This window comes from Enterococcus pseudoavium NBRC 100491 (assembly GCF_001544295.1).
In the GTDB taxonomy this organism is placed as follows: Bacteria; Bacillota; Bacilli; order Lactobacillales; family Enterococcaceae; genus Enterococcus_A; species Enterococcus_A pseudoavium.
Genome location: NZ_BCQF01000026.1, coordinates 1 through 18,608 on the forward strand (window position 1 = coordinate 1; position 18,608 = coordinate 18,608).

Annotated in this window: 15 protein-coding genes; 7 read left to right on the forward strand and 8 right to left on the reverse strand. The window is 41.0% G+C overall.

Features of this window, described 5'->3' with window-relative positions; translation table 11 throughout:
* Window positions 1-219: 219 nt before the first annotated feature.
* Entirely contained in the window at window positions 220-1,011 is a 792-nt protein-coding gene (locus EP1_RS10865) for an endonuclease/exonuclease/phosphatase family protein (RefSeq protein ID WP_167540754.1), read from the reverse strand.
* 48 nt (window positions 1,012-1,059) lie between these two features.
* On the reverse strand, window positions 1,060-3,231 hold the full coding sequence (locus tag EP1_RS10870) for a PTS transporter subunit IIBC (RefSeq protein WP_425552594.1): 2,172 nt from the start codon (window positions 3,229-3,231) through the stop codon (window positions 1,060-1,062).
* A gap of 303 nt (window positions 3,232-3,534) precedes the next feature.
* On the opposite strand from EP1_RS10870, the gene EP1_RS10875 reads away from it, so the two are divergent.
* The 4 genes from EP1_RS10875 to EP1_RS10890 all read left to right on the forward strand — a co-directional run bounded on the left by EP1_RS10875 (window position 3,535) and on the right by EP1_RS10890 (window position 8,710).
* Window positions 3,535-5,820, forward strand: a complete 2,286-nt coding sequence (locus tag EP1_RS10875; protein ID WP_067627263.1) for a glycoside hydrolase family 65 protein — start codon at window positions 3,535-3,537, stop codon at window positions 5,818-5,820.
* Window positions 5,813-6,481: a beta-phosphoglucomutase gene (gene pgmB, locus EP1_RS10880; RefSeq protein ID WP_067627264.1), complete on the forward strand. Its 669-nt coding sequence runs from the start codon at window positions 5,813-5,815 to the stop codon at window positions 6,479-6,481. The genes EP1_RS10875 and pgmB overlap by 8 nt, the downstream gene beginning before the upstream one ends.
* Before the next feature lie 340 nt (window positions 6,482-6,821).
* Window positions 6,822-7,829: a LacI family DNA-binding transcriptional regulator gene (locus EP1_RS10885; RefSeq protein WP_067627265.1), complete on the forward strand. Its 1,008-nt coding sequence runs from the start codon at window positions 6,822-6,824 to the stop codon at window positions 7,827-7,829.
* 86 nt (window positions 7,830-7,915) lie between these two features.
* Window positions 7,916-8,710 (forward strand): metallophosphoesterase, encoded by a 795-nt coding sequence (locus EP1_RS10890; RefSeq protein WP_067627266.1) that lies wholly within the window; start codon window positions 7,916-7,918, stop codon window positions 8,708-8,710.
* A gap of 129 nt (window positions 8,711-8,839) precedes the next feature.
* On the opposite strand, the gene EP1_RS10895 is transcribed toward EP1_RS10890, so the two are convergent.
* Window positions 8,840-9,475, reverse strand: coding sequence for a VTT domain-containing protein (locus EP1_RS10895; RefSeq protein ID WP_067627267.1), 636 nt, complete (start codon window positions 9,473-9,475; stop codon window positions 8,840-8,842).
* 174 nt (window positions 9,476-9,649) lie between these two features.
* Between EP1_RS10895 and EP1_RS10900 the strand changes: the two genes are divergently transcribed.
* Entirely contained in the window at window positions 9,650-10,501 is an 852-nt protein-coding gene (locus tag EP1_RS10900) for a MurR/RpiR family transcriptional regulator (protein ID WP_067627269.1), read from the forward strand.
* 119 nt (window positions 10,502-10,620) lie between these two features.
* Here EP1_RS10900 and EP1_RS10905 read toward each other — a convergent pair whose 3' ends face one another.
* From EP1_RS10905 to EP1_RS10915, 3 genes are read right to left on the reverse strand one after another with little or no spacing between them, the layout of a single operon-like run.
* The gene (locus EP1_RS10905; protein ID WP_067627271.1) at window positions 10,621-12,558 is read right to left on the reverse strand and encodes a glucose PTS transporter subunit IIA; all 1,938 of its coding nucleotides are present in this window, start codon (window positions 12,556-12,558) and stop codon (window positions 10,621-10,623) included.
* Window positions 12,559-12,574: 16 nt separating this feature from the next.
* Window positions 12,575-13,465, reverse strand: coding sequence for an N-acetylmuramic acid 6-phosphate etherase (murQ, locus tag EP1_RS10910; protein WP_067627273.1), 891 nt, complete (start codon window positions 13,463-13,465; stop codon window positions 12,575-12,577).
* Complete coding sequence (locus tag EP1_RS10915; RefSeq protein ID WP_067627275.1) at window positions 13,458-14,516, reverse strand: DUF871 domain-containing protein; 1,059 nt, start codon at window positions 14,514-14,516, stop codon at window positions 13,458-13,460. Before EP1_RS10915 ends, murQ begins: the two co-directional genes overlap by 8 nt.
* A gap of 240 nt (window positions 14,517-14,756) precedes the next feature.
* Between EP1_RS10915 and EP1_RS10920 the strand changes: the two genes are divergently transcribed.
* Window positions 14,757-15,698, forward strand: a complete 942-nt coding sequence (locus tag EP1_RS10920) for a 2-dehydropantoate 2-reductase (RefSeq protein WP_067627277.1) — start codon at window positions 14,757-14,759, stop codon at window positions 15,696-15,698.
* Between the two features lie 37 nt (window positions 15,699-15,735).
* On the opposite strand, the gene EP1_RS10925 is transcribed toward EP1_RS10920, so the two are convergent.
* Window positions 15,736-15,978 (reverse strand): GlsB/YeaQ/YmgE family stress response membrane protein, encoded by a 243-nt coding sequence (locus EP1_RS10925; protein ID WP_067627280.1) that lies wholly within the window; start codon window positions 15,976-15,978, stop codon window positions 15,736-15,738.
* Between the two features lie 413 nt (window positions 15,979-16,391).
* Between EP1_RS10925 and EP1_RS10930 the strand changes: the two genes are divergently transcribed.
* Entirely contained in the window at window positions 16,392-17,726 is a 1,335-nt protein-coding gene (locus EP1_RS10930) for an amino acid permease (protein WP_067627282.1), read from the forward strand.
* Window positions 17,727-17,797: 71 nt separating this feature from the next.
* On the opposite strand, the gene EP1_RS10935 is transcribed toward EP1_RS10930, so the two are convergent.
* Entirely contained in the window at window positions 17,798-18,451 is a 654-nt protein-coding gene (locus tag EP1_RS10935; protein ID WP_067627284.1) for an MIP/aquaporin family protein, read from the reverse strand.
* Window positions 18,452-18,608: the final 157 nt, after the last annotated feature.

Sequence of the window (18,608 nt, forward strand, 5' to 3'; positions counted from 1 at the left end):
CATTTAATTTTGAAAAAGTTTTGAAACTTGTTTGAAACTCAATTGACAACTTTGAAATAATAACATGTAACAAAAAGTCTGTCAACAATTATTTTTCGTTGTTGTATCAACATGTTTCAGCAACGTTATTGATAATATCATATTGAAAAATAATGTCAAATACTTTTCTATATTTTTTCAAAAATATTTCAATCAAATAGAAAATGGACTAGCAGATCGCTAGTCCATCAGAACTCCTACTCCATAATGATCACTAATCACAGCTTCGTTCTTACCATCAAATACCACCTGATAGTTTTCGATCTTAGCCCCTTGCGTAGTAAAGATATAATCAATTCGAAGTTTCGCAGTATTTCCGTCCCAACCATCAATGGCTTTTTCAACGGTATTTTCTCCATATTTACTTTCAGCAACCTTAAAAGCATCCTGCAATTTCAGTGAGCTTTTACAGACTAGGTCATAGCCTTCGCCCGTTATTTGGGCTGAATTATTGAAATCCCCCATTACAACTAGTGAACCTTGCTTGGACTCCAACCTTTTTTCTAGCACTCGCCATTCATAGGCGAACGCTTTTTTCTTTGATTGCCACCACGAAAAATGACTACTTACTACTATTACGTTCTGGCCCTTGATAATCGTTTCGCCAATCAAAGCTCTTCTAGTCAGATAATTGTTTGGGTCTGAACTTTCAGAAATCAGCTGACTAGCAGTCTTTAACGGTGTTTTTGACAGCAAACCGAGTCCTTCATGATAAATATCATAGCCAATATGATTGTAGGTCCAACTCCAATAATATCGGCACCCCAGCTCCTTCAATTTTTCCGTCAGACAGAACAAAAAGTTATCTTGATGGATGGCTTGCTGATCATCAGTTGCTTGAAAGTATTCATCAATTTTTGCTAACGGACTCGCAATCAGCTGATTTACTTCTTGCAATCCCACTAGGTCATAGTCTGCTTTTGCAATTCGCTGGGCCAACACTTCAATTTGCTGTTGATCCTTTTCTTCCATCCAACTATGAGTGTTCAAAGTTAATACGTTGATTTTTCTCGCCTCACTTTAATAATCAATGTGGCCAATCGCTTCTCCACGAGAAACGAGTCCCGTTTTATCGTACTGGTAATTTTCGATCTTGTCACCATTCGTGAAAACAACGATCATCGTTGTCATTTTTCCTGCCGCTTGAATTTTTGCTAGGTCAGCCACTGCTACAACCTTGCCTGCCTTCACTTTGTCACCTTCACGAACCTTAATCTCAAAAGCCTCACCACCTAGATCAACGGTATCAATCCCCATATGAAGTAGAACTTCAATCCCGTCGTCCGTCTTAATTCCAATCGCATGTTTTGTGGGGAAAATTGAAAGAATCGTTCCCGCAATCGGACTAGCAATTTCACCATTTTCTGGTACGACCCCAAAGCCTTCACCCATCATTTTCTGAGAAAATACATCGTCTTGCACTTGATCAATCGGGATTAACTCACCATTAGCCGGAGCAACAAAGTCAGCCTGCAGCCCTTTAAAGTCTGTCGGTGCTTTTTCTTCTATTGGAGTGTCCATCTGAGCCACAGACGTCGGTATTTCTACACCCGAATCCAACAAATCCTGAATATCTGATTTTAAAATGTCTGCTTTAGGGCCATAGACCGCTTGAACTCCATTATCTTTGACTAATAGTCCCATCGCCCCGGCTTTTTTCCAATTTTCTTCCGTACCAACGATTCCCTTATCCGCAACTGTTACTCGCAAACGTGTCATACAAGCATCGACATCGGTAATGTTTTGCGGGCCACCTAGCAGATTGATAATTTTCACAATTTGCGAATCTGCTGATACTGAACCATCCACTGCAGCCGGCGCTTCTTCATTATCAACTTCATAGTTCCCATTTCTACCTGGTGTGGCATAATTGAATTTTTTGATCATAAAGTTTGCAAAGAAATACGTCAAGACACCAAATACTACACTGGTAATCACGAAATTAAGCAAATCATTTCCTAATCCAGCTTTCACAGCCATCGGTACCCGGGTTAACAGTTCAATATTTCCGAACGAATGAACCCGTAAATGAATTAAGTCGGCCATCGCAAATGCTGCCCCTTGAATCACCGCATAACAAGCATATAGCGGAACGGCGACAAACATAAACATGAACTCTAAAGGCTCAGTAACTCCAGTTAAGAAAACGGCGACTGCTGCAGAAAGGAACATTGATTTATATTTTTTCTTCTTATCTGGATCAACATTGCGGTACATTGCTAAAGTTAAGCCCATTAAGATACCACTCGAACCAATCATTTGACCGACTTTGAAGCGAGCCGGTGTCCATTGAGTCAAGACTTGTTGATATTGAGACATATCGCCGCTGTTTTTCAAATTGACCAAGTCAGTCGCCCAAGCCAGCCACAACGGATCTTGGCCGAATACTTGAGTTCCAGCTTGCGCTCCCGTTAATATTTCGTAAGTTCCACCTAATTGCGTATAATTCATTGGAATCGTCAACATGTGATGCAAACCAAAGGGTAAGAGCAGACGTTCTAATGTTCCGTATAAAAAGGGTGCCAATACCGGTGCAGTATCTTGAGAATTGGCGATCCATTTACCAAAATCGTTGATCCCTGTTTGAATAATCGGCCATAAGAAAGCCAAGATCAATGCAACAATCACTGAACGCAAGATGACGACAAATGGTACGAAACGTTTCCCATTAAAGAAGGTTAGCACTTCTGGTAGTTTGCGGAAATTATAATATTTATTGTAGGCGGTTGCCCCGACAAACCCCGCGATGATCCCAACAAAGACTCCCATATTTAAAGCCGGTGCCTCTAAGACACTCGTAAAATAACCATTAACCATGATTTCTTGGCCAAACAAGGTATGAGTCAGCGCATCCGGAGTTGCCAACATTTCAGAAGTGACGCCAAAGATTGCACCGGTGATTCGATTAATTAAAATAAATGATAGCCCAGCCGCAAAAGCTCCACCAGCTCTTTCTTTTGCCCAACTTCCCCCAATCGCTAATGCAAAGAGTAAATGTAAATTCCCAATAATTGCCCAACCGATATTTTCGACAACTCCGCCCGTCGTCACTAGCCAACCAATATTTTCATTAATCAATGGTAATGATTTTCCGATACTGATCATCAATCCCGCTGCTGGCATTACTGCGATCACCACCATCAGGGCCTTTCCAAATTTCTGCCAAAACTCAAAACTAAAAACCTTTTTGATTCCCTTCATGTACGCTCCTCCTAATTTCCGTTCCGCAATTTTGCGCAATCGGTTTCTCTGATTAGCATTATATACTCGATTCGCCCTTTTGTAAACTCTTTCAAACGAAATTTATTTTCGTTGATAAACCATACATATAATTAAAATAGCTAAATATCCAATTCAAACTTGACTTGCGCAATCGGTTGCGTTTATGATGGAGTTAAGAAAAGTTTTGCTTATTTCTGAAGGACTCTACTACTAGATAGTTATTCGTCCTAAAGGCCGGCAAACCAATTTTAATTAAAATTTAGGAGGACTATCATGAAAAAAGTTCAACGTCTTTTTGACATCGATCCCTGGAAAATTCGCACGACCCACTTAGATAAAGAAAATCGACGGTTACAAGAATCCTTGACTAGCATCGGAAATGGTTATATGGGAATGCGTGGGAATTTTGAAGAAACTTATAGCGGCGACCACCATCAAGGAACCTACCTTGCTGGCATCTGGTATCCCGATAAGACTCGCGTTGGTTGGTGGAAAAATGGTTATCCAGAATATTTTGGTAAAGTGATTAATGCTTTGGACTTCATTCAAATGAAGTTGTTCGTCAATGGCCACGAAATTGATTTGGCTACCATTGACTTTGAGGATTTTGATTTGGAATTGAATATGGAGAATGGTGTACTGACCCGCTCTTTTGTTGTTTCGATTGATGCAGCAAAAATTCGTTTTACTTTTGAACGCTTTTTGAGTGTCGTAAAACAAGAGCTAGCCGTAATCCGTTTGACCGCTGAAAGCCTAGCTGGCGAAGCTCAATTGAAAATTGTTTCTAAATTAGATAACAACGTTCAAAACGAAGATAGCAATTACGAGGAAATGTTCTGGGTAGAAAAAGAACGGGGTCATCAAGAAGATTCTAGCTTCTTAACCGTCCAAACGATTCCAAATAATTTTGGGATTGAACAATTTTCAGTTACTGGCGCCATGAAACACATCAGCTCAGTCACTGGACTACAACAGGATGACTCACTAGAAGTTGCCGAAACCTTTACGTATGAATTAGCGACTAACCAGCCCATCCAATTAGAAAAACGCGTCGTGATTTTAACCAGCCGCGATATCCCTGAAGCAGAACAAAGTGCGCGCGCTCTTACCTTATTAAATACTTACGACGGCTCATATGAAGAATTATTAGCTGAACAAAATGCGGCATGGGCTGAACGCTGGGCTTTAGCAGATGTCCTAATTGATGGTGACGACGAGGCTCAACAAGGGATTCGTTTTAATATCTTCCAGCTCTTTTCAACTTATTATGGTGAAGATGAGCGTTTAAACATTGGACCCAAAGGCTTTACCGGCGAAAAATACGGTGGTGCTACTTATTGGGATACCGAAGCTTATGCAGTACCGATGTACCTAGGCATTTCTGAACCAAACGTCACTAAAAATCTGCTGAAATATCGCCACAATCAATTACCTCAAGCCCAGCATAATGCGCGGCAGCAAGGATTAAAAGGCGCTTTATATCCGATGGTGACTTTTACCGGCGTTGAATGCCACAATGAATGGGAGATCACTTTTGAAGAAATCCACCGTAATGGTGCAATTGCTCATGCGATTTACAACTATACGACCTACACAGGCGATGATAGTTATATCAAAAAAGAAGGTCTTGAAGTTTTAACGGAAATCGCACGTTTTTGGGCCGATCGCGTGCATTATTCAAAACGCCAGCAAAAATACATGATTCACGGCGTTACGGGACCAAACGAATACGAAAATAATGTTAACAACAACTGGTACACTAATTATCTAGCAACTTGGGTTTTGGCTTATACTCTAGAAAATTATCAAAAATACCAAGCGGAAGCGACTGTCTCGATCTCTTCAGAAGAACAAGCCAAATGGCAGGATATCATTGAAAAGATGTACTTCCCACAAGATCAGGAATTAGGTATTTTTGTGCAACACGATACATTCTTAGATAAAGATTTAATGCCTGCAACGGAACTTGCTCCAGCCGATCGACCTTTGAACCAAAACTGGTCTTGGGATAAGATTTTACGATCTTGTTTTATCAAACAGGCGGATGTCTTACAAGGAATCTATTTCTTCGGTGATCAATTTACACCGGAAGAAAAACGCAAGAATTTTGAGTTCTATGAACCCATGACGGTCCACGAGTCCTCACTTTCAGCCTCTGTTCATGCAATTTTAGCTGCTGAACTAGGCATGATCGATAAGTCGATGGAGATGTATCAACGGACGGCTCGCTTAGATTTGGATAATTACAATAATGACACGGAGGATGGCTTGCACATCACTTCTATGACCGGCAGCTGGTTAGCCATCGTTGAAGGATTCGCTCAAATGAAGACCCAAACTGGCAATTTAAGCTTTGCTCCATCGTTACCAACTAAATGGGAGAAATATTCTTTCCATATTAATTACCGTGGTCGTTTATTAGCTGTCAGTGTCGACCAGGAAAATGTTCAAATCGACTTGAAAGCTGGACCAGCCTTAGCTATGCTTCTTTATGGAAAAGAAATTATGTTAAGCGCAACAATCGTGGTTCCACTAGAACAGGAGGATCAACATGTTTAAAGGGGTTTTATTTGATTTAGATGGTGTGATCACAGATACTGCTGAATATCATTACTTGGCTTGGAAAAAATTGGCCGATGATCTTGGTATCACGATCGACCGCCAATTTAATGAAAAATTGAAGGGCGTCAGTCGCGAGGATTCTCTGCGGCTGATCTTGGCCCATGGCAAGCGTGAACAAGCTTTTTCTGAGGCGGAATTCAACCAATTGGCCAAAACTAAAAATGACCATTATGTCGAAATGATCCAAGCTGTCTCCCCTAAAGATGTCTATCCCGGGATCTTAACACTCTTACAAGCTCTAAAAAAAGCAAATATCAAAATCGCTTTGGCTTCGGCTAGCAAAAATGGACCATTTTTATTAAAACAAATGGCGTTAACCGATTATTTTGATGGAATCGCGGATCCTGCGACGATCAAAGCCGGCAAGCCCGCGCCTGACATCTTCATTTTAGCAGCCGAGGTGGTCGGGCTGAAGCCAGAAGATTGCATCGGTATCGAGGATGCCCAAGCAGGCATCACAGCAATCAAAGCAAGCGGTGCACTCCCGATTGGTGTGGGAAAAGCCGAGCAGCTCGGCTCCGACATCGCTTTAGTCGTTTCGACTAGGGAATTAACATTAGACTTTTTGGAAAAACAATGGAATACTAGCCATAGTTAATTATTCAGAAATTATTTTCACCACTAGTTAGAAAGGATGTCGGTTCACTTTTAACAGGTCACTTGCATGATGACTGACGTTCTCAAGTCTTGCTGAACAAGCGGCTATGTTCTAGTGGAATGATATACGGTTCGAAAATTAAGTATTTTCAGAGAAAATACTTTCATTACTAGTGAGAAAGGATGTCAGTTCCACTTTTTGCAGGTTGCTTGCATGATGACTGACGTTCTCAAGTCTTGCTGAACAAGCGACTATGTTCTAGTGGAATGATATACGGTTCGAAAATTAAGTATTTTCAGAGAAAATACTTTCATTACTAGTGAGAAAGGAGCGCGAACAAATGGTACCTACTGTTAAGGATGTGTCTAAAAAAGCCGGTGTCTCTCCTTCGACGGTTTCGCGGGTCATTAATGATCATCCCAGCATTTCGGCTGAGACCAAACAACGAGTTCGTAAAATCATGGATGAAATGGGTTACTTCCCCAATGTCACGGCCCGCAACTTAGGCACACAAAAAGCCAATTCTGTCGGCGTGATCCTTCCGCCGCTTGATTCGCGTGAGCGACTGGGCAATCCCTTTTATTTGGAGATCTTGACCGCAGTCAACGAAGCTGCGGCTGAATTTCAAGTAACCACCGCTGTCGCCTCAGCTGCCAACAGTTCGGCCTTATTAGAAAATGTGACCAGAATGCACCGACAAAAACAAGTCGACGGCTTCATCTTGGCCTATTCAGAAAAAGAGGACCCGATCGCAACGTATCTTTATCGCGAAAAAATTCCCTTTACATTAATCGGACGTCCGCCTAAAAGAGAGACCGACATTGTCTATGTCGATAATGACAATCAGCTGTTAGGTAAACAAGCTACGGAACATCTCATCAGCAAAGGACATGAAAACATCCTTTTCGTCTCAAACGTTAATCAAGAAGTTGTTTTTTTTGAACGCTACTTTGGTTATCAAGAAGCTATGATGCTGCAGGGCTTACCGACACATCCACCTTTAACTATGTTGCAGGCGGAAGATTATACAGATTTCCCTGAAGTAATCAAACAGACTGGCGCAACCGCGTTGGTAGTAATTGACGATATCTTCGCTTTGCGAATGATTCAACTCGCCAACTTACATGGCTACAAAGTACCGGATGATCTATCCGTCATCAGCTTTAACAATTCGATCTTTGCTACTTTAGTCCATCCCTATTTGACCACTATTGATATCGATATCTCTGATCTCGGTCGCTTAGGAACCCAAAAGTTAATGGAACAAATTGAACAAAAACAAGCAAGCGGCGTACAACTAGTCGTACCGCATCATTTGATTCAAAGGGAAACGGTTCGCGCGCTTTAAGTTATCATTAAAAACACACTGTCCAACTTGTGACAGTGTGTTTTTTTGGCTATACTGACCAAAAAATCAGAAGGAGAATGATATCAATGTTTCTATTTTTAAGTGTCCTCGCAGTGCTCTTTCTGATCTATTGTCGTTATGTCACCTATCAACTAACCGAAAAACATTTTTCCCTTACTAAGGACCCGCAATTAAAAATTATTGCAGGCCAAAAAAAAGGACTCACGATTGCGCAAATCAGCGACAGTCACTTTTCGGCCTTTTATTCGCCGAAGCGCTTCGATCAAATTATCCAGCGACTTAATCGCGCACAGCCTGATATCGTTTTATTTACCGGCGACTTAATTGAAAATTATCGTTATTGGAAAACCCGTGATACGACTGCCCTTAGTCAGCAATTGGCCAAAATTACAGCGCCAAAAGGGAAATTCGCTATTTTAGGTAACCACGATTACCGCTCAGATGGTCAAGCGGCCGTTTCGCAATTATTGACCGACGGCGGTTTTGTTTTGCTGAATAACGAGTCGACGCTGATTGATCAACTAAGTCTGACCGGCATTGATGACAGTCAAGAAGGGCAGCCAGATTATACCATTCAACCTGAACCGGCAAATTTTTCTATCTTGCTGCTCCATGAACCAGATCAAGCCGACGCCTTACCCGATCTTGACCGTTTTGACTTGATTTTAGCCGGACACAGTCATGGCGGACAGATTCGTTTTCCATTTTTTCCTTACAAAAATTTTGGTTCCAAACGCTACGATCAAGGAATTTATTTCCTCTCTCCACAAACTAGTTTAGTTGTAAACACCGGTCTCGGTACAACCGGCCCGCCTTTACGTTTTCAGGTGACTCCTGAAATCTTATATTTTCACTTATAAGTTTGAAAAGTTTTGTAGAATCAGCTAACAAAAACACTATTGCTCTAACCTTTCCTAAATACCGGAATCTTTCTTTACAGCAAAAAAGTATGAAAGTCACTAGCTTCGCTAGAAAACTTTCATACTTTTTTAGGCTTGCAGCTTTTGTTTCACATAAGGAATCATGATTGGAACCAACGAGACAAAAACAATCAGCAACATGATTAAAGAAAAATGTTGGCTAACCAACGGAATATTTCCTAAGAAATAACCCGCTATACTGATTACTGTCCCCCAAACAATCGCACCAAAAATATTGAAACTAGAGAACGTTCCCCAGTTCATTTTACTGGAACCTGCGATAAAAGGAATAAAAGTCCGAACAAAGGGCATAAAGCGACCTAGGAAAATCGTCCATTTCCCCCGCTCATTGAAAAAGTTCTCCGTCTCGCGAACTTTCTCTTCTTTGATAAAACGTGAAATTGGACGATGATAAAGAGCCCGAACACCAAGCGTATGTCCAATCCAGTAATTCATCATATCCCCTAAAATCGCGGCAACCACACAAACACCGATGACATAAGGCAGATGCAACACACTCCCGCCTAGAGCCGTCAATGCACCTGCCGCAAATAAGAAAGAATCACCAGGTAAAAATGGAAAGATGACTACTCCAGTCTCGATAAAAACAATCGCGAATAAGATCGGATAAATCCCCATCCCATATTGATGTACCAGCGATACCATATGCGCATCGATGTGTAAAATAAAATCAATCAAAGCCATTCAATAAACCCCTTTAATACTATTTTCTGATAACTATTTCCGCTACGCGTGAAAAGATTCTCTCTAATCATACGACTTTTCAGAAAAAAATAAAGACTGTTTTCCCTTTCTTGCGAAAAAATAAATTTTATCTATAAAATGGTATAATAAGAAAAAAAGTAAAAGGGGTACATTATGAGCGTTCTTTCTCATATGAAGAGCATGCAAAAGGAAATGTCTGCTGCCGAAAAAAAAATCTATTGTTTTATTCGTGACAATCATGAAAAAGTTGCTAGTATGACTGCCAATGAAATAGCTGAAGGCTCTGGTGCCAGCGCACCGACAGTTGTACGATTTTCAAAAAAAATGGGCTTTAACAGTTTAACAGACCTCAAAATCGAACTTTCTGCCGAAACGTTACAAGAACGCAGCAACAATACTTATAGTGATGTTGCCCACGATGAGTCTTTCCATAGTTTAAAAAATAAATTAGCTAGCAACGCTCGCTATACGATCGACGAAACTACCGCTTTATTCAATGAAGCGGCGTTTCTAGAAGCTTGCAAGCTTCTAGAAGAAAAAGACTTTTGCTATGTTTTAGGCATCGGCGCTTCTAATTTAGCGGCTCTGGACATCGTGCAAAAATGGAGTCGTTTAGGGAAAAATATCATCAGCGAACCAGACTACAATACTATTTTGCCGCAACTGATTCTGCATCAAAAAGAAGCGGTGATTTGGCTCGTTTCAAATTCTGGCTTGACCTCTGAATTAATCGCCTTAGCAGAGACCGCCAAAGATTTAGGTATCCCGATTATCAGCTTGACTCAATTCGGGCAAAATCCTTTGACTAAACTTTCCGATGTTTGCTTGCAAACCTCTCGTCCTACAGAAGCCACTTATCGCAGTGCCGCGACCGATTCGATTTTGGCGCAATTTATCACGATTGATCTATTATTTTACGTCTACATCAGCCGCAATCAGGAAAATGCCGAAAAAATCTATACGACTCGCTCAATTGTCCAAGAATACCGCAAAAAATATTTTTAAAAAGACGCTACAAATTCCCCTGCTGTAATCACGTGAGTATTAGAAAAAAGGCGTAAGCCAAACCTTTGACCTCAGCTCCTTGAATAGACTAAAAAAAAGGACCAAATTGGTCCTTTTTTTTATTTAGTCGCCGCTTTAAAAACTTCTTCTGAAGCTTTCACCACGCCTGTTTTCTCTAAGATATGCGTTTTCACATCGTTCATATTGGTGATTAAGACCATCATAGAGGTTCCTTTACCCGCAGCTTTAACTGCTGCTAAATCCACGGTTGCCACTTGTGTTTCCGGTGTTACGCGCTGACCTTCTTTTACCAAAACATCAAACGGTTTGCCGTCTAATTCAACGGTATTGATCCCCATGTGTAGCAAAACTTCTAGTCCACTATCAGTCGTGATCCCGATGGCGTGTTTTGTCGGGAAAATCGTGCTGATTTTCCCAGCTACCGGTGCATAGGTCGCTCCTTCAGTCGGTTCAACAAAGTAGCCTTCACCCATCATTTTTTCTGCAAATACAGGGTCCGCTGCTGCTTCTAACGGATAGACAGAGCCATCAGCCACCGCTGTAAAAACTTCTGTTGCATGGGCTAGCGGTGTCACGCCTGCTGTTTCAGGCGAATCAGCCAATTCTTGTTCTGCCAACTTTTCTTTCGGAATGCCAAAGAAATAAGTAGCTACAAATCCGCCGGCATAGGCCGCTAACAAGCCTAAGACATAGCCCCACCATTTGCCATCCGCAATTAATGGAATCAGCGCTGCTCCAGAAGGTCCAATCGCAATCGCCCCAACGCCACCGATGGCACCAATCACGCCACCACCGATACCGCCACCGATACAAGCAGTGATGAAGGGACGACCTAATGGTAAAGTAACACCATAAATCAACGGTTCACCAATTCCTAAGATTCCGACTGGCAAGGCCCCTTTAATCATTTCAGTTAATTCTTTATCCTTACGCAATTTAATCCAAAGGGCAAAAGCCGCACCAACTTGACCAGCGCCAGCCATCGCTAAAATTGGTAACAATAAGGTCTTACCTGTTTCACCAATCATTTGGATATGGATAGGCGTCAGAATTTGATGCAAACCAAACATAACCATTGGTAAGAATAAGGCGCCTAACACAAAACCAGAGAACGCGCCCCCAACTGATAGTACCCAGTTGATTCCGCCAACCATCCCGTTAGAGATAAAGCCCGCTAACGGCATAATCAAAAAGATTTCTAATAACCCAATCACCAATAAGGAAAGCATTGGTGTAAGAATAATATCAATGGCCTCAGGAATAATTTGATGTAATTTCTTTTCGACGATCGACAGTAACCAAACCGCAAAGATCACTCCGATAATTCCGCCTTGACCGGCAGCCAGTGCATCACCGGTAAATAAGTTTTTAATTGGCGCTTCCGGATTCATACCAGTTAAGAGGACGACCGCTCCGATTACTCCTCCGAGCGTCGGATTTGCTCCAAAGACTTGAGCCGCATTGACCCCAGTAAAAATGACTAAATAACTGAACATTCCATTTTTCAAGATATTCAATACATCAACAAACTGCTGCCAAGTTGCTGCATCAAGCGTACCAGCAGTAATCAAGTTAGCCATAACAGCCGCTACCCCTGCTAATAGACCTGAACCAACAAAAGCTGGGATCATTGGAACAAAAATATTAGAAATATCTTTTAAAATCGCTTTGATTGGTGAATTCTTTTGCTTCGCTTTTTGGGCAGCCTTCATCTCAGCCGCTTTTGCATTGACTTTATCTTTGCCAGATCCCTCCGGCAAATCTTCCCCTAGTCCAACACCTGCTAGATCGACCATTTCTTTGGCAACCTTATTGACTTTTCCGGGTCCGATAATGACTTGTAGTTGTTCATCATCCACGACACCTAGTACACCTGGAATACTTTTTAGTTTTGCTTGATCCACCTTGCTGTCATCACGAACACTCATCCGTACCCGAGTCATACAATGGACCACATTTTGAACGTTCTCCATGCCCCCCGCACCGTCATAAATCGCTTTAGCAAGTTGGTTCAACGATAGTTCTTCTTTTGCCACGTTACTCGCCCCTTTTTTAAATAGTCTTTTTAACAAATCCATTGGCTTGGACTAATTTTTCTGCTGCTGCTGCTTTACTGCTGTTTGTCAAAATCATCACGATTGCTAATTTAACATTTTGTTCCGCTTCTTCAAAGTAACGAGCAGCTGTTTCATAATCAGCATCTGTCGCTTGCATGATGATGCGTTTTGAACGTTCGACCAATTTTTCATTTGTTGGTTTTACATCAACCATCAAATTGTTAAAAACTTTACCGATCCCGATCATACTAATAGTAGAGATCATATTCAAGATTAATTTTTGAGCTGTTCCAGATTTTAAGCGAGTTGAGCCGGTTAAAAACTCTGGTCCGCAATCGACTTCAATTGGCAGCTCAGCATGTTGGCTGATTTCTGCCTGTTTGTTACAAGCAATTGTACCGGTCGTCGCACCGATGGAACGGGCATAGTCCAAACCGCCAATCACATAAGGCGTTCGGCCGCTTGCGGCAATACCTACGACCATATCATTCGCCGTTAAATTTAGCTCTTTCAAATCTTGCGCACCAAGCTCGGCGTCATCTTCCGCCCCTTCGACTGCAACAGTCATCGCTTTTTGGCCGCCCGCAATCAAACCGATTACCATTTCTGGCTCTACTCCAAAGGTTGGCACACATTCCGCCGCATCCAACACACCTAAACGTCCGCTAGTCCCAGCTCCCATATAAATCAAGCGTCCACCATTGTTAAAGGCTTCAATCGTCGCCGCAATTACTTTTTCGATTTGTGGCAACTGTTCCGCTACCGCTTCAGACACTTTATGGTCTTCTTGATTCATTAATTTTACCGCTTCGGCTACACTCATTTCATCTAAGCCAAAGGTCGTTTCATTCCGTCGTTCTGTTGTTAAGTTTGCTAAATTAATCATTATTTTCCACACTCTCTAAAATATATTTCTGTCCTGCGTTAATTTGCTGAATCAAAGGGCGGTCTTGCGCAATCACTCGACCAACTACATTGACTTTCTCATCAGCAGGCAGCTGGCGTTTAACTACTTGTATTTCCCCCATGTACCGTAAGTACTTGGCATTATCGATCGTTACCGCACCGACTAAACGCTCTCTGGCTGGCAAAGGAACGATGGTTGGAAGCTGTTTGAATCTAGCCTCCGCACTACGAACCACGTCCCGCGCTTCATCTTGTCGGTTAACATGCTCCCCTAGAACATTGGCGATTTGTTGATCAAAGGACTCCACATGTAGCAATAAGGTTTCTTTTTTTATATACGTAGAAAATTGCTTCATCACGACAGCTGACAAACCGCTATCACCGATATAAACCTTGTCCGTATCCATTAATAAGTCGATGGCCGCAGCCAAAGGATGCATTCCCCGGTGCTCCTCTAAAGTCGGCAAACCTTGATACAAGGGGCCGCGTAACTTTTCATCACCTGGTACGAAGCCTTGAATTGTAAAACCGGAAGCTTTTAGCCATTGATTCTTTTGGCGATACCAGTTTTTATCCAAAGCGGTCTCTGGTCTAGGATAATAATTGTGCCACGCTTCTAGCCGACTAAAATCGGCATGAGCCATTTTTAATTCAAGCAGATCGACTTCTGTAATGGTCGAAGCATTTAGTGCGATCGACATCTTTTGTGAGAGCTCGGCAATCTGTTGATTACTAATTTGATAATCCATTCGCAAGCCCGTCACACCAATTTCTTGAAGCTGATCCACTCGCTCAAAAGAAAAACCAGCGCGCTTCAATGCCTCTCCCGAAATATCTACCATAAGCCCTAAGTCAAATTTCTTTGCTAGCAACCCAAGTTCAGTTAAGCGTTTACGATACTGAGTAGCATCATCTTCTGGGATATGTAAAGAAGTGAATATTCCTGAGAAACCCACACGGGCCATTTTTTCGATGTACTGCTTTGTTTCAGTCGTTAATTCTTCATTTAAGAAAATTGAAAAACCAAACATCTGCGACCTCCTTATTGAAATCCAATTATTTTCATCACAGCTTATTCTTTAAACAAACTACTTATGAAAACCATTTCAACTTTACGATTTGATTATAAGTGCTTGATCAAAAAAATGCAATACAATTTCACAATTTTATTTATCGAGATGAAATCTCATTTCTTGAATAAGCAAAGTAACCGCCTTTTTCCCTTTTTTTAGGTATACTGTTCAATGACATTTGAAAGGAGCATCAGTAGTATGAAAATTGCAATTGCCGGAGCCGGAGCAATGGGCAGTCGGATCGGATTAATGCTTCATCAGGCAGGGAACGAAGTGATTTTGATTGATCGGTGGCCTGAACATATTAAGACGATTCGTGAAAAGGGCTTAATCGGAACGTTTGAAGATCATGAAATTGTGGCACATTTGCCGATCTTCTCACCCGAGGAAATCGTAGCAGATCATGCAACTGTTGATCTAGTTGTCGCATTGACTAAATCAATGCAACTTGAAGCGATGTTTCAGGATATCAAACCAATCATTGGTGAAAAAACGTTTGTCTTCTGTCTTTTGAATGGTTTAGGCCACGAAGAGACTTTAGCAAAATTCGTGCCTAGAGAAAATATTATTTTTGGCACAACTACTTGGACGGCTGGCTTAGCTGGACCAGGACATGCAAAGCTAGTCGGTACCGGAAGCATCGAGTTAGAAAATTTAGCTCCAAAAGGGAAAGCTTTCACGCTAGAAGTGTTAGAAGTTTTCCAACAAGCACAGCTAAATCCAATCTATAGTAGCAATGTCCGCTACTCTATCTGGAAAAAAGCGTGCATCAATGGCACGCTAAATGGTTTATGTACGATTTTAGATTGCAATATCGCCGATTTAGGTTCATTGCAAGTGACTAAAGGACTATTGCAAGCAATCGTTGCAGAATTTGCAGCCGTTGCACAGGCTGAAGGAATCGAATTAATTCAGCACCAAGTCATTCAAGCCATTGAAGCGACTTATGATATAAAAACCCAAGGATTACACTACCCGTCAATGTATCAGGACTTGATTTTGAACCATCGCAAAACAGAAATCGACTATATTAACGGAGCGGTTTGGCAAAAAGGGCAAAACTATCAGATTGCTACGCCTTATTGCGCTTTTTTAACACAATTAGTTCACGGGAAAGAAGAACTTTTACAAGCAAACTAAAAAAAGCGCCTAGGCGCTTTTTTAGTTTGAATCAATTCTATTTTCTTCCGATAAAAAATGATACTACTGCTACGACAATGACTGCACCAATAATAGAAGGAATCAATGCCATACCGGCTAAGCTAGGGCCCCATGAGCCAAGTAGTGCTTGACCGATCGCAGATCCTACTAAACCAGCAACAATGTTTGCAATCCAGCCCATTGATCCGCCTTTTTTAGTAATTGCTCCAGCAATTGCTCCAATGACTGCACCAATGATTAAACTCCATAACCAACCCATTATTCTTCCCTTCTTTCAATATAAAATAATTACACTATTATGATACAAGTAAGTCGTATAAATTGCAAAAAATCAGCATTTGATAAGCCTATAAAAAACTAAAACACCGATTGTATCAGCCTTAGCTTCAACTGAACTCACCTTTTTCAATAATTTCTGCAAAAATGAAATTATTGAAAAGTTGTTCCGTTTTACATCGTCCAGCTTGGATTTAAAGATCGAAAAACTCAAATCAACCATTTTTTTGATTTTTATTAGCAAAAAATAGAATTATGTAAGTAAACAAGGAAAACTGAATGAAAGTTTCTTCATCAAAATGGAATTGTCAGAATATTTCGGTATTATAATCAAATAATTATCAGAATATTTTAAATCTACAAACTATTCTATCTATTGAAAAGCGAGGCAGTTCTATGGAAAATAAATTACAAAAGCAAATGACTTCACGCCACATTATGATGTTGGCACTTGGCGGGGCAATCGGTGCTGGCCTATTTAAAGGCAGTGGCGAGGCCATCGGAATTGCCGGACCTTCGGTGATCTTAGCCTTTCTTTTAGGCGGATTGGTTCTTTTTATCGTGATGAACGGCTTAGGTCGTTTAGTTTTAAACAGTGACAATGTTCAAGGGTTATCAGGGATCATCAAACCATTTCTCGGTGATCGAACCGCCGACTTCATTGATTGGTTGTATTGGTCTTTGTGGATGGTTAATATTATCGCCGAAGCAGTTGCCGCGGCCAGCTTCCTACAGCTGTGGTTTCCCCATGTTCCGGCTTGGATTTTTGTTTTGATTTTAGCGGTGCTGACCACAGTGATTAATTTATACTCGGTTCGTCTTTTTGCGGAGACCGAATATTGGTTAGCTTTTATCAAAATTGCTGTGATCATGATTTTAATTGCCTTCAGCGCCTATTTAGTTGGCCACGAAATATTCAACATTGGTTTTATGGATACAATCTCCCGTATGAATAGTCATGGCGGATTCACCCCTCATGGTCTGCACGGGTTGATTAATTCGCTGTTAGTAGTGATTTATTCATATGGCGGTTCTGAATTGATCGCTATTACCGTCAGTGAAACGGAAGATCCAAAAACAGCAATCCCTAAAGCGATTAAAGGTGTGATGGGACGGATCATTTCATTTTATATTATTCCAATGACTTTATTACTGATTATTTACCGCTGGGATACCCTGGCTGCTACGACCGCGAGCCCCTTTGTCATGGTCTTCCAAAAAATGCACATTCCCTTTGCAACAGACATTGTGAATTTTGTGATTGTTTTGGCACTCTTTTCTTCTATTAACTCCGGGGTCTATGCTTCTTCTAGAACATTGTACTTCCGAGTGAAAGACAACAGTGGCTTCACCTCAAAACTAGCCGTATTGAATAAACACCAAGTCCCTCAAAGAGCCGTACTTTTTTGTACCGGTACTTTGTATCTTGGCGTCATTCTGTCATACTTCTTAGGTAATAAATTGTTTAACTATTTGGTTGGTTCACTCTCTTATTCTGTTTTACTGACATGGTTGTTAATTAGTGTTGCGGCTTTCGTCCTAGCTTTGAGAAAAGGAACCACGGTCGAACGTTTCTTCAGCGGTCTTGTGATTCTCATCTTAGGTTTGATCTTCATCGGTATTCTGATGAACAATCCCATCGGCGTTACACTCTTTACCGCGTGTATCTATCTGATTATTTTCCTAAGTTATCGCACCAAACAAACCGATCCTCTTTCTGAACAAGGCTAAAAAAGAACTGCCGAGTCATTCCTTTAAGAATGACTCGGCAGTTCTTTTTTTGGATAGTTGTAAAAATCAAATTATTTTTCTTCGCTACCCATAAATTTAGCAACAAAAGCTGCAATCACAGCTCCCAAAGTTGGTGCTAATAAATATACCCAGTAGTGAGATAACGCGCTACCGCCAGCGAAAATCGCAGGGCCTAAGCTACGAGCGGCATTTAATGATCCGCCAGTTAAGTTTAAAGCAACGATAATCAAGAAGGCTAATGTAAGACCAATCGCTACTGGAGCCATTTGTGCATTACCATATTTTTCGCTTGTAACCATCAAGATAACAAAAACGAATAGGAAGGTAATCAACGTTTCAACACCAAATGCTTGTGCAGCACTGATATTTGGGAAATCAGTTTGACCAAAACCATCGCTAGGTAATTTTAATGCATGGACATAAAGATATAAAATTGCTGAAGCTACAATTGAACCTAACGCTTGGGCAATAATGTAAAAAATCCCATCTTTGACTTCTAAACGCTTATTAATCATCATCGCAATTGAAACGCCTGGATTGAAGTTCCCACCTGAGACGCCTCCGACAGCGTAAGCCATCACAGTAATTGCTAAACCAAAGGCTAAACCAATTGTTAATGTCCCACCTTTAGCCACAACGACTGTACCAGTACCTAGAAAAACTAGCATGAAGGTACCAATAAATTCTGCAAAATATTTTTTCATTTGCTTTCAACCACCTTTTTTTATTCATTCAAAAACTAAGTTTATTTTAAATTTTATGTTTTGTAAAGCAATAACCTTTCATAAATCATTATATTTTTCACCTTGTTAAAACAGCATATTTCCGGAATATAAAAAAATCTTACATTCATTTTCATCT